Origin of the sequence: Micromonospora sp. NPDC048905, from assembly GCF_040649655.1 — a bacterium.
GTDB lineage: Bacteria > Actinomycetota > Actinomycetes > Mycobacteriales > Micromonosporaceae > Micromonospora.
The window spans coordinates 83,850-96,168 of record NZ_JBEZFV010000012.1 but is presented as its reverse complement, the minus strand read 5'-3'; the positions used below and the strand labels follow the sequence as shown (position 1 = coordinate 96,168).

At 70.5% G+C, this 12,319-nt stretch carries 10 protein-coding genes; 1 reads left to right on the top strand and 9 read right to left on the bottom strand.

The window, feature by feature from the left end; translation table 11 throughout:
- Nucleotides 1–4 precede the first annotated feature (4 nt).
- The 4 genes from AB0C01_RS26780 to AB0C01_RS26765 all read right to left on the bottom strand — a co-directional run bounded on the left by AB0C01_RS26780 (nucleotide 5) and on the right by AB0C01_RS26765 (nucleotide 6,458).
- The gene (locus AB0C01_RS26780; protein WP_357242181.1) at nucleotides 5–2,104 is read right to left on the bottom strand and encodes an MMPL family transporter; all 2,100 of its coding nucleotides are present in this window, start codon (nucleotides 2,102–2,104) and stop codon (nucleotides 5–7) included.
- 392 nt (nucleotides 2,105–2,496) lie between these two features.
- Complete coding sequence (locus AB0C01_RS26775) at nucleotides 2,497–3,852, bottom strand: hypothetical protein (RefSeq protein WP_357572436.1); 1,356 nt, start codon at nucleotides 3,850–3,852, stop codon at nucleotides 2,497–2,499.
- A 243-nt stretch (nucleotides 3,853–4,095) separates the two neighbouring features.
- Complete coding sequence (locus AB0C01_RS26770) at nucleotides 4,096–5,349, bottom strand: cellulose binding domain-containing protein (protein WP_357242175.1); 1,254 nt, start codon at nucleotides 5,347–5,349, stop codon at nucleotides 4,096–4,098.
- The gene (locus AB0C01_RS26765; protein ID WP_357242172.1) at nucleotides 5,346–6,458 is read right to left on the bottom strand and encodes a ricin-type beta-trefoil lectin domain protein; all 1,113 of its coding nucleotides are present in this window, start codon (nucleotides 6,456–6,458) and stop codon (nucleotides 5,346–5,348) included. The genes AB0C01_RS26770 and AB0C01_RS26765 overlap by 4 nt, the downstream gene beginning before the upstream one ends.
- Nucleotides 6,459–6,735: 277 nt before the next feature.
- On the opposite strand from AB0C01_RS26765, the gene AB0C01_RS26760 reads away from it, so the two are divergent.
- On the top strand, nucleotides 6,736–7,173 hold the full coding sequence (locus AB0C01_RS26760) for a VOC family protein (protein ID WP_357242170.1): 438 nt from the start codon (nucleotides 6,736–6,738) through the stop codon (nucleotides 7,171–7,173).
- A gap of 21 nt (nucleotides 7,174–7,194) precedes the next feature.
- Here AB0C01_RS26760 and AB0C01_RS26755 read toward each other — a convergent pair whose 3' ends face one another.
- The 5 genes from AB0C01_RS26755 to AB0C01_RS26735 form a co-directional block, all read right to left on the bottom strand.
- Complete coding sequence (locus AB0C01_RS26755) at nucleotides 7,195–8,460, bottom strand: hypothetical protein (RefSeq protein ID WP_357572435.1); 1,266 nt, start codon at nucleotides 8,458–8,460, stop codon at nucleotides 7,195–7,197.
- A gap of 90 nt (nucleotides 8,461–8,550) precedes the next feature.
- Entirely contained in the window at nucleotides 8,551–9,693 is a 1,143-nt protein-coding gene (locus AB0C01_RS26750) for a VOC family protein (protein ID WP_357572434.1), read from the bottom strand.
- A 110-nt stretch (nucleotides 9,694–9,803) separates the two neighbouring features.
- Entirely contained in the window at nucleotides 9,804–10,940 is a 1,137-nt protein-coding gene (locus tag AB0C01_RS26745) for an epoxide hydrolase family protein (protein WP_357242158.1), read from the bottom strand.
- Nucleotides 10,941–11,144: 204 nt separating this feature from the next.
- On the bottom strand, nucleotides 11,145–11,525 hold the full coding sequence (locus AB0C01_RS26740; protein WP_357572433.1) for a YciI family protein: 381 nt from the start codon (nucleotides 11,523–11,525) through the stop codon (nucleotides 11,145–11,147).
- A 34-nt stretch (nucleotides 11,526–11,559) separates the two neighbouring features.
- Entirely contained in the window at nucleotides 11,560–12,234 is a 675-nt protein-coding gene (locus AB0C01_RS26735; RefSeq protein WP_357242152.1) for a DUF998 domain-containing protein, read from the bottom strand.
- Nucleotides 12,235–12,319 lie beyond the last annotated feature (85 nt).

Below are 12,319 nucleotides of genomic sequence, written 5' to 3'. Positions count from 1 at the left end.
GGCCTTAGCTCGGTTGGTCGACGGCGCGGGCGTGTCGCCCGCCGGCCGGCCGCTCGTCCCCGTGGCCCGGCCACCACGCCTTGTGCCCGATCAGCGCGGTCAGCGCCGGGACGAAGAACATCGACATGACGAACGCCGACAGCACGATGCCGATCGCCACCGCGAAGCCCATCTGCTGAAGGAAGGAGATCGGCGCGAGCAGCAGCACCGCGAACGTGCCGGCCAGGATCAGTCCGGCTGCCGCGACGGTTGGGCCGGCGTGTTGCACACCGATGGCGGCGGCCTCGTGTGGTGCGTTGCCCTCCCGCGCTTCCTCGCGTAGTCGGGCGATCATCAGGATGTTGTAGTCGGTCCCGATCGCCACCACGAAGAGGTAGAGGATGATCGGCAACTGGAAGGTGACACCGGGCTCGCCCTGAAGTCCTTGGAAGAGGTAGACGGTCGCGCCCAGTGTGGCGGCGAAGTTGAGCAGCACCACGATCACCAGATAGATCGGCGCGACCAGGCTGCGCAGCAGCAGCGCGAGGATGAGCGCGATCAGGCCGGCTGCGACCGGCAGGATCACCGACAGGTCGCGGTTGTTCGCCGAGTTGATGTCCGCGAAGATCGCGGTGGTCCCGCCCACCAGCGCCCGGGTGCCGGGCGGCGCCGACGCGTGCACGGCATCGCGCAGGTCCTCGCGGACGAGGGTGATCGCCTCGTTGGAGACCGGGTTCTCGTTCAGCAGCAGGTTGACCCGGGCCACACTCGGGTCGGTGCTGCGCTCCGGGGGCTGTGCCTGGCCCACACCCGGGGCTTTCGCTATGGCCGCGGCGAACTCGTTGACCTGCTGCTCGGTCAGTTGTGACCCGTTACTGGTGGTCAGGTAGACCTCGGTGGGGGCGAGCGCACCGGCGGCGAACCCGCGCTGGAGGTCCTGCGCGGCCTTCGCCGACTCGGTGTCCTGCGGGAAGCCGGCGCTGAAGTCGTAGTCGGCCTTGTAGCTCAGCACGCCTGCGGCGAGCGCGACCAGGATGATGCCGGAGAGCGCCGCGACGAGTGCCGGCCGGCGCCCGACGATGCTGCCGAGCCGGTGCGAGATGGTGGCCTTGGGCGTACGCTGCCAGGCCTTCGACGGCCAGAAGACGTACCGGCCGAGCAGCGAGACGACCGCCGGGACGAGGGTGAGCGAGGTGACGAGCATGACGCCGACCGCGATCGCGAGCGCCGGGCCGAGCGAGCCGAAGAAGCCCAGGGAGGCGAGGAGCAGCACGAGGAACGCGACGATTACCGCTCCGGCGGCCGAGGTGATGACCTCGCCGACCCGCTGGACGGTGACGATCATCGCGGTGCGCTTGTCGTCGCCTGCGCGCAGCCGTTCCCGGTAGCGAAAGAGCAGGAACAGGATGTAGTCGGTGCCGATGCCGAACAGCACGATCAGCAGGATCGTCTGGAGGTCCTGACTGACACTGAGGTCGAATGCCTTGCCGGCGGCGGCGACGAGACCCGTCGTGATGCTCAGGACGACGCCGACGACCACCACGGGCAGCAGCGCGGCGATGGGGCTGCGGAAGATGATCAGGATCAGTCCGATGATCAGGATGATCGTCGCGATGCCGACCACGGCGAAGGCGTTGTTGAAGGTGTCCTCGTTGTCGACGAAGCTCGCCACGTCGCCGGCCACGCCCGCGGTCAGTCCACTGTTCGCCAACTCCGGGCCGATGTCCGCTCGCAGATCGCGGACGGCGTCGAGCAGCGTCGGGTCGTCGGGGGTGGGGGCGTCGAGCCCGACGTTGACGATCTGCACCGACCTGTCCGGTGCCACTGCTGGCGGGCCGGTTTGGTAGCCGGACGTGTGCGGGATGTTCTTGGCCTTGAGCGCCTGGGCGAGCTTGCCCACCGTCGACTCGTCCGCCGGCGTCAGCTTCTGCCCGTCGGCGCGCTTGACCACGATGACCGCGGTCGCGGTGGCCTGCTGTGGAAACGCCTTCTGCCCGAGTTCGGTAGCCTGCACGGACTCGTACGAGCGGGGCAGGAAGCTTTCCTGATCCGCCGAGGTGATGTCGCTGAGCGATGGTGTGGTGAGGATGATGGCTGCCGCCGCCACCACCCACCCGGCAATCACCCACCACGCTCTGCGCACAACGAATTTGCCCAGCCGCTCGAACATGGTTCCCCCCGTGCGTTCGACACCACAGTCGTCTGGCCTGGAGCGCCCAGGGCGCGCACCCCATCACTCTTCCGGGTGGCCTTCGCTACCCGTTGTGCAGACTACAGTCGCCCGCCAAGCCTTTTCGGATGCTTGGCCGTCGAGGGTGGCGGGAGTTTCAGGTGTCGGGGTGCGCGAGCACCGCGGGCACCCGCGATGAACTTGCTCCGCGACACGTACCCCTGCTGGCCGGCCTGAAGAGTGCAGGTCTGCGACAGCAGGGCGTAGCCGCGAGGGAATTCCGGGGCCGGAGTTGCCCTACTGGCCAGGGCCGGCGGCCGAGCTGGCCCGCGCTGTCGCCGGCGCGCTCATCGTTGCAGCGTCGCGGTCGCGTAGCCGTCCGGGTAGAACTGGTAGTAGTCGCGGTACCGGACCGTGAAGACGGTGGTGCCGCGCGGCAGCGAGTAGGTGAGGGTGTATCTGCCGGTGGCGTCCAGCTTGCCGCGCCAGAACTCCCGCTCGGCCCCGCCGTTGGTCGACGCGGTGATCCACCAGTAGTTGTCGTCACCGATGGGCGAACTCCACGTCACGGTGAGCTGCGCGGTCTGCTTGTCCTTGCCGCCCCCGAACTGGGCGGTGACGGCCAGGTCGGTGACCGGCGGCGTCGGCGGGCGCGCCGGCCCGAAGGAGTGCAGCAGCTGAGTTTCCTGGTAGGGATCGGTCGAGGTGACCGCCCAGGCCCGGGTGCCGTCCCGGTTAACCAGCAGCGTTCCCTCCCAGAGGCTGTCGCCGCTGCGGAAGTCGACGGCGTACGTCGGGACCGTGCTGCCCTTGGCGTAGAGGTAGACATCGGCGGCACCGGAGGCGGTCGAGGCGCGGCCGATGGCGACGGTCGAGCCGTCCCCGGACCAGGCGGCGTCCTGCGGATAGACGCCGCTCGGATAGACGTTGGCGTCGGCGAGATCCGGCAGCCGGTACGAGTGGTGCTCGTACGGGCTGCCCACCGTCTCCACCACTTCGGTGCCGTCCGGGCTCACGGCGTAGCCGATGAGGTTGCTGCCGGTGTAGTCCCGCTGTGCGACGATCGTCGGGCTGTCACCGGAGACATCGATGACGTACGTGGTGACGGGCGAGTACCCGGTGTCGCCGGCGACGAGGAGACCGGGCGCGCCGGGGCTGGCGTCGATGATCGGATGGTAGTTGGGACCCGCGGTGTAGACCACCGGCGAGGTTCCGGGCGCGGACCAGACCAGCAGACCGCCGGAGCCGATACCGGCGTCGATGAACCCGCCGACGACCTTCTCGCCAGTCGGTTCGACCGTGTACAGGTGGGCGCCGACGGGTGCGGGATAGCTGGCGATGACGGTGAGCGTGGCGGCATCCAACGCGATGATCCGGTTGAAGCCCTGGGCCGCGTACAGGAAGCGTCCGTCGGCACTGAGGACGAGGTCGGAAATGTCAGCGACCGCGGTGACCCGGGACAGCAGGCGGCCGTCGAGATCCGTCACCACCAGCGGCAGTGCGCCACCAACCCCCTGTGCGATGTATAGGCGGCCGCGCGCTTCGTCGAGCTCGATCGCCCGCAGGTCGTCCACCGGCAGCTGGACGCCGACGCTCTTCAGCAAGGCCGGTTCGGCGGCGGCCGGGGCAGCTCTCAACAGCTCCCCAGCACTGAGCCCCATCGCCGCGAACACCCCGGACGCCAGCAGTTGGCGACGCCGCATGACACCTCCCCGTGTCGGCCAGCCGCATGCTGACGGCAAGGCGAGATTTTAGTACCGGGCTCCCTGCTGGCGCTGTCCCGCACCGCTCGGCCCGCCCTACCGCAGCCGTCCACGGTGGGCGGAAGGGCGCACGAGCCGCCGCGCCCTCGACGCTGGCGTCGCATGACGCTGGCCGGGGGCGCGGCGATCGACAGGTGGGCTCCGATCGGAGCCGCACGACTCGCGGTTACGTCCTGCGGTTGGTCAGGGGCTGGTGCAGGTCGGTGAGGTGGTGGCTGGCGTACCCGAGGCGAGGAAGCCGAAGCTCGTCGTGGCACCGGAGTCGAGCGAGCCGTTGTAGGAGACGTTGCGGACCGTTGCGGTGGAGCCGCTGGTGCTCAGGGTGCCGCTCCAGACCTGGCTGATGCTCTGGCCGTTGTTCAGTTCCCACCTGACGGTCCAGCCGTTGATGTGGGCGGTGCCTGCGGTCACGGTGACTTCGCCCTGGAAGCCGCCGGACCACGAGTTGACTGTGCGGTAGGTCGCGGTACAGGGGGCGCCGGAGGGTGGCGGCGTGGTCGGCGTACCCGTGGTGGGCGGGGTGGACGTGGGCGGCGCGGACGTGGGCGGTGCCGGCGGGCCGTCCGGCGGCACCAGGGGGCAGGTGGCGTTGTACCGCGAAACGCCGCTGCTGTTCGCCAGTGGGCAGAGGAACTGGGTGTAGCGGGTGTCGTTGTCCAGGAACGTCTTGAGCCAGGGGATCAGGAGTCGCATCTCGGTGGGGTTCGGCCTGGTGAACGAGAGGTGGTCGTTGCCGGCCAGCTCCGCCCAGGCGTGTTCCACGCCGGCGGGCAGCGTGTTGTAGATGCCCTGCACGTACGACGGCGTGACAGTGCCGTCGTTCTGTCCCGACAGGAGCATGGTGGGGACCTGGGTGGTGGACATGTTCAGGTTGTTGCCGGGCGTACCTGGCGCGAGGCCGACCGCCGCCTTCAGGGTCGGCCGCCGGAGGGCGGCGAGGAGGGTGCCGGCGCCGCCCGCCGAGTGGCCCATGACGCCGAGCCGGTTGGCGTCGACCCGGTCGCGGATCGGGCTGGTGCGGGTGAGGTAGTCCAGTGCGGCGAGCAACTGGGTGGCACGGGCGTCGGCGCCGTCGGTGCGGCTGTTGGTCTCGATGCCGATCACCACGAACCCGAAGGACGCCAGCCAGGGACCCATCCAGGCTTCCTCGTTGGCGAACAGGGCGGAGTAGCCGGGCACGATCGCGACCGCACCCCAGGTGCCCTGGCTGGTGTCGGTCGGGTAGTAGACGTACCCGCCGTTGAAGCCGTGGCCCGCGGGCACGGTCGCCTGCGTGGTGGCGAACGGGCCGCGGGTGGCGGTGACGCTGGCCGCGGTCGGATCCGGACCCCGTTGGTAGGGGCTGTCGGCGGCGGCCGCGTCCCGGGTGGTTGTCGCCAGCGCCAGGCCGAGGACCGCCGCGAGCGCGGTCGTCAGCCACCGTGTTGGCTGTTTCATCGGCGACTGAACTGCTGGTTGGCCTGGCCGGTGCAGGTCCAGAGGACGAGCTTCGTGCCGTTGGCGGTGCCCTGGTTGTACGGGTCCAGGCAGAGGCCGGACTGCACGCCGGTGATCGTGCCGTTCGCGTTGACGTTCCACTGCTGGTTCGTGCCGCCGTGGCAGTCGTAGATGGTGACCTGGGTGCCCGGGGCGGTGCTGTTGCCGGCGGCGTCGAGGCACTTGTTGCCGTAGACGGTGAGCGCCTTGCTGGACGTGTAGGTCCACTGCTGGTTCGTGCCGCCGTGGCAGTCCCACAGGTTCAGCTGGGTGCTGTTGGTGGTGGAGTAGCCGGGGACGTCGACGCACCTGCCGGACCGGGTGCCCACGATCGTGGTGGTCTGTCCGCCGCCGCTGCCCGGGTTGCCGATGCTGCCGGGCACCGACTGCAAGGCGCTGTACCAGCGGGCGGCCATCTTGTCGTAGCCGCCGGCGGTGGGGTGGACGCCGTCGATCAGGTCGGCGGTGGTGAGGGCGCTGTGCATGTCGACCAGGTGCACCCGCTTGCCGGCGTTGACCTTGCTCTGGACGATGCCGGGGATCGCCGCGTTGAAGGTGCGGTTGGCCGCCTCCTGGCCGCTGTTGGAGAGCGGGATGAGCTGCGCCACGAACACCTCGGCGGTGGGCGCGGTGTTGGTGATCTTGTCGATCAGGTTGGAGAGCCGGTTCGGCGCGGTGCTCACGTTGTAGTTCTGCAGGATGTCGTTGGTGCCGATGTGCAGCAGGACGGTCTGCGGTCGTTGGGTGTTCAGCCAGCCGACGATGTTCGCGTCGATCTGGTCGATGCGCCAGCCGGGATGCCCCTGGTGGTCGTGGTCACCCAGGCTGGCCGGCCCGTTGAACTGCGATCCGACGAAGTCCACCGTGTACCTGTTGGTGGCGAGACGCTGCCAGAGCCCGATGCGGTACCCGCCCGGCACCTGGGTGCCCTCGGTGATGGAGTCGCCGAGCGGCATCACCCGTACCCCGCCGTTGGATTCCGCGCTGGCCGGACCGGTGGGTGCCACCACGCCGGCGATGACCACACCGAGCGCGGCGAGCGTCGCGAGCCATCGTGCCCTCGTTCGCATAGCTGTCTCCCCTGGATTGGTCGAGCTGGCCGAGGGCATGGGCCGGCCGGTGGGGCCGCCACGGGCAGCCGGCAACCGTCTGGGGCGGGGCCGGCCGGACCGAGCAGCCGCCGGCTGCCGGGTGTTCACCCGGCGGGCACCGATCGTCAGATCGGCATGGCGTCACTGCCTCAGCACTGGGACGAGTGTGAGCGTTAACAGAGAAGAGTGTAGATTCCTCGGATTGCTCTGGTCTACCTTGCCGCGCCCCCGGGCGCTGGCGCGTTAGGTTACGAGGATGGAGCAGCGGATCAGTCTGATCACCCTCGGCGTCTCGGACCTGGCGCGCGCCAAAGCCTTCTACGAACACCTCGGCTGGCAGGGCCAGGAGGTCGAGGAGACGGTCTTCCTCCAGGCGGGCGGCCTGGCCCTGGTGCTGTGGAGCCGAGACAAGCTGGCCGCCGACGCGGGCGTCCCCAACCCGGACACCGGCGGCTTCGGCGGCATGACCCTGGCCCAGAACGTCCGCTCCCGGGCGGAGGTCGACGAGGTGATGGCGACCGCGGGCAAGGCCGGCGCCGAGGTGACCCAGCCGGCGCGGGAGACGTTCTACGGCGGCTACGCCGGCTACTTCGCCGACCCGGACGGTCACGTCTGGGAGATCGCCTGGAACCCCGGCTTCACCCTCGGCCCGGACGGCTCCCTCACCCTCCCCGACTTCGGCGCCACGAGCTGACCCGACCGCATCGGCCCTGCATCACGGCCCGGTCGGCGGGCAGAGCAGCCGGTCCACAAGCGGCAGCAGAGATTCCAGGCACGCCATCACCAGCGCGGGGTCGGGCGTCGCGGTCGGCGACGGTGAGCCCGGCCAGGCCGCGGTGGGCGGGTCGGTCGGCGTCGGAGCTGGCGTCGGCGTCGCGCTGGCCGACGGGGCGGGAGCACTGGACGGAGTGGGCGCGATGGTCGGTGCCGGCTCGGTGAACGGCACCGGAACGGTGGTTGGCACCGGCTCGGTGAGCGGCACCGGAACGGTGGTGGGGACCGGCGCAGCCAGCACAGCGGCGGACGGGACCGGTGCGGCGGGCTGCTGCGGACCGGCCGCCAGAGGCCGTACCGGACGCACCGGCGTGCTCGGGCTCGCCGCCCCCAGGACGGAAGGTGTACGCGTCGCGGTGTTCCGCACGATCGGCTCACCCGTCGCGATGGTCGCCGCTTCCGCTCGTCGCAGAGTGCCGGCCTGCTGTGGTCCCACGGTGCCGGGGGCCAGCGTCGCGAACACCACGGTCGCGACGGCGGCGACGGCGAGGGTCCGGCGGTCCAGGCGGACCGCTGTCGAGGGCGCGTCGTCGGGTGCCGCCGACACCGGAGGCGCGGGCCGGGCGTGTCGGTGGGCGGTCAGCAGGGCGTCGACCTGCGCGCTGACGGCGGCGCGATCGGCGGTGGCCGCGAGGGTGAGATAGAAGCGGAAGTTCACCACGGCGCTGGCCGGAACCAGCAGCCCGGAGAGTCGGTGCCGGGGTCGCGCCGACTCGGCAGATCCGCGACCGTCAACGGGCAGCAGGGTGACCGGCACGTCGGGGTGGTGGGCGGGGCCGAGCAGGTCCGCGTACCGCCACTCGCGCCGATGCTCGCGGCCAGCGAAGGCCACGCGGCGGCTGGTCACGACGGCCATCCCGGTGTCGAGCACCCGCAGGCCCGCTGGCAGCGCCGCGTGCACGGTGTCGGCGAAGTCGCAGGGACCCGGGCTGGGCAGGCCGGGGACGTGCCGCGCCTCGGCCTCGACGAGCGTGGCGACGGGAAGGACGCGGAAGACGAGTTCGTCGTGGTCGAGGTCCACCGGTAGGCCGGTGCGGGGCTGCGTACACCCGAGGAAGCCGGCGGCCTCGATGCGGAGCCGGGTCAGGTGGTCGTCGCGGCGCAGCCAGGCGTCGGTGGCGTCGCGGTACGCGCGCTGCCGGCGCTCGTTCTCGCGCTCGGCCCAGGCGATCCGCCAGGGGGCGCAGGCCACAGAGGTCACGGTCACGCGCGGTACAACCGCTCATGTACGTGACAGGGAACGCAACCACGATCGATGCATCCCGTTGCGCCCGAAAGGAGAGAATTGACGGACAGGTCAGGCAGGTGCCGGCGCGAAGAGTTCGACGGGGTTGCCGGCCGGGTCGTCCAGGACGATCTGTCGGCCACCCGGACCTGCGATGACGTCGCTGCGGAAGGTAACTCCGGCGGCGCGCAGCCGGGCAACCTCCGCGTCGATGTCGGCGACGATCAGGTGGATGCGGTTCCAGCCGCCAGGGTGCGGACGGCGTCCGTCCGGCATGGACCGCCCTGCGGAACTGTCCGGGCCGGACAGCAGTAGCCGCAGGTTGCCGCGTCGTACGTCGGCGAAAGCGGGCAGGAATGCGTGGGCCGACGTGAAGCCGAGGTGGGTGGTGTAGAAGTCGATCGCGGCGGCGACGTCATCGACGAGGTAGCGCACGCTCACGGTGTTGTCATTGATGGGGCTGGTCATGATGCCTTCTCTCGTGGGCGGCAGTGCGTGCAGCAGGAAACTGACGCGTTGGGCGAGGTCGTCGGCGACCCGCTGGAAAGCGGGCAACCCGTCGGGATCGGCGGCCGGGTCCGGGATGCTCCAGTGCAGGAGCCGTGACTGTCCGAGGAACTCGGGGCAGACCTCCTTGACCCGGTCGCACAGGGTGATCACGACGTCAAATCGCTGACCGGCGAACTCGTCCACGTGTTTGGGCAGCGCCTTGGTCAGGTCGATGCCGCGTGCCGCCATGGCGCTTGTCGCGTGCGGATGGACCGGCTTGGGTTGGCTTCCGGCGCTGTAGGCCGCCACGGTGCCGGAGGTGCGTTCCCGCAGCAGCGCCTCGGCCATCTGCGACCGTGAACTGTTGCCCGTGCACAGGAACAGCACTCGTCCGGTCACCGCGGTGGCCGGCGTGGGCGGAGTGAGCCGCAGCCCGGGGTGCAGGGCAGCGCCGGTGCCGGACAGCAGGTCGCCGCAGTGGGCCAGGGCGAGCGAATAGTAGGTGTCGCGGCCGTCGGCGCTGCTACGCCGCGCGGTCACCAACTCGGCCCTGCGCAGTTTGCCGAGGTGATAGGAGACGAGGTTCTGCGGTTGGCCGAGCAGCGCCGTCAGCTCGTGCACAGCAAGGTCACTGTGGGCCAGCTCGCTGATCAAACGCCACCGCACCGGGTGCCCGACGGCGGTCACGAACCCGGGCGGTGCGCTGGTGCCGGCTGTCTCTGACATCACAGCCGCACATTACATCAAACTGATTTGATGTAATAGGCCCCTTGGCGGGCACGACCGAGGCCAGGCGGCGGAGCCGGCCGTCTTGAGCGCGGCTCCGCCGTCGGACATCACCCGTGCAGCGAGGTGAAGAAACGCCTCAGCTCGTCGGCCAACAGGTCCGGCTCCTCCAACGGCAGGAAGTGCCCGCCCCGGCCCGGCTCGCTCCAGTGCCGGATGTCGGTGCAGGCCCGCTCCGCGATCTCGCGCGGGAAGTTGGCCTGCGAGGGCTCGGTGCTCACCGTGAACGCCGCCGGCACTTCGATCATGGGTCGTGGGGTGTTGTGGTCGAAGTCGGCGTACTGCCGGAACGACGAGCCGATCGAGCCGGTCACCCAGTAGAGGGTGATGATGGTGAGCAGGGTGTCCCGGTCGACGCTGTTCGCCAGGTCGCCGTGGTTGTCGGTCCAGTCCCGGTACTTGTCCACGAGCCAGGCGGCCAGCCCGGCCGGTGAGTCGGCGAGCGCCGCCGCGAGGGTGTCCGGGCGGGTGCCCATGATGGCGCTGTAGCCGCCGTCGGTCTCGTCGTACGCGGCCTCGGCGTCCAGGTACGCCTGCTCGGCCGTTGACAGTGGACGGGCGTCGAAGCTGGCCGGGAACGGTGGGTGGATCAGGTGGATGCCGACGACCTGCTCCGGGTACAGGGCGCCGAGCCAGCCGGTCACCACACCCCCGACGTCGCCGCCGAAAGCACCGTACCGCTCGTAGCCGAGCACCTCGGTCATCAGCTCGTGCAGGGTCCGGGCGAGGAGCGCCCGGGTCACCGGCTCGTCCGGGACCTCCGAGAAGCCGAAGCCCGGCAGCGAGGGCACCACCACGTCGAACGCGCCGCCGGACCGATCGGGGTCGGTCAGGCGGTCGACAAGCGGCAGCATCTCGACGAAGCTGCTGGGCCAGCCGTGGCTCAGCAGCAACGGCAACGGCGTGGGCGCACCGGCCGGGCGCGCCGCCCGGACGTGCAGGTAGTGCAGCTTCCGGCCGCCGACGACTGCCAGGTGGTGGGGGTACGCGTTCAGCTCGGCTTCACGCGCTCGCCAGTCGAACCCGTCGTGCCAGTAGGACACCAGGTCCCGCAGGTAGTCGGGGTCGACGCCGCCCTGCCACGGCCGGTGGCCGCTGCGGTCGGTGAAGCGGGTACGGGCCAGTCGGGTCCGCAGGTCGTCGAGGACCGCATCGGGTACGTCGATGCGGAACGGGGAGATGGACATGTGTCCTCCGAGAAAGGAGGGCGCACTCCCCGACGCGAGTGGTCAGCTGAGGGGGACGGCCGAGAAGAGCGCCCAGGATTGACGTCGGGTGGTCACCGGGCTCACCTCCTTCTCGTGGCTGACGACGATCACCCTACCCATACCCCCGGCCGGGCCTGAACGTCGGACCGCCGCCCGGGTGACCCGGGCGGCGGCGCGACGAGGTCAGCCGTGCTGGCCGGCCTCGGGAGCCTCGTAGACCCGGCGGATGTCCACCTCCACCTCACCGAACGTCTCGGCGAAGACGTCGACGAACCGCCGTCCCCACTGCACGGCCTCCTCGTGGGAACGCACGTCCACGAGCGCGAACCCGGCGATCAGTTCCTTGGTCTCGGTGAACGGCCCGTCGGTGACGGTGGTCGTGCCGCCGCTCACGGTGATCCGGGTGGCGTCGGTGACGGTCGGGCAGAGCCCCTCGGCGGCGACCAGGATCCCGGCCTGCGCGACCTCCTTCATGAAACCTTCCATCCGGGCCATGAACTCCGGGCCCGGGTTGAACGCTCCGGGCAGGTTCTCGTCGAGCTTGTGCATCATCATGTAGCGCATCGGTGCGCTCCTCTCCTGATCGATGAATGACGGGTCAGCGGGTGAACGGTCGAGCGCAGAGCGCGGTGAGCCAGCCGAAGGTGACGAGACAGGCGAGCGCCATCCGGATGCTGAGGGTGTCCTGGTCGGGCCAGGCCAGGATCGCGACAATGGCCGTCGCGCTGCCCAGCGAGTAGGCGGCCCAACCACGCTGCCCGGCCCGCCACCAGGTGCGGGCGAAGACCAGGCAGGCGATGGGCAGCGAACCGAAGGCCAGCCCCGCCCCGACACCGTGACCGATGGCGTGCCAGCTCACCGTGTCGGGCGTGCCCTCCGGCGCGCCGGCCGGCCAGCCCATGCTCGGGTCCGAGACCAGCACCCCGCCGATGACCAGGCCGAGGCCGTGCACGGCGATCAACGCCGGACCCCACGTCCCGCCCGGCTCACCCCGCAGCGTCCGGCGCAGCCCCACCGCGCCGGCCAGGGCCAGCAGCCCGGTCAACACGAAGTTGGCGATCTGGATCCAACCCAGGTCACCCAGGGCCAGCAGGCTGAGCGGCTGCCGGCTCAGGTCGAACCCGTCGCGGGTGAGCACCTGGGCGGCGGCCACCACCACGAACAGCGGGCCGGCGGCGGCTCCGCCGGCCAACAGCGCCCTGGTCGTCGTACGCCGGGAGTCGTCGCCCGCCACCGCGGACCCCGCGCTCGTCGCCTTCGCTGTCGTCGTCATGTCGCTCTCCTTGTCCGTGCCGGCCGGTCGCCGGTCCCCCTTGCCGGTGCGAGCCGGCTTTCGCTGACGCGTCGAGCGGTCGGGG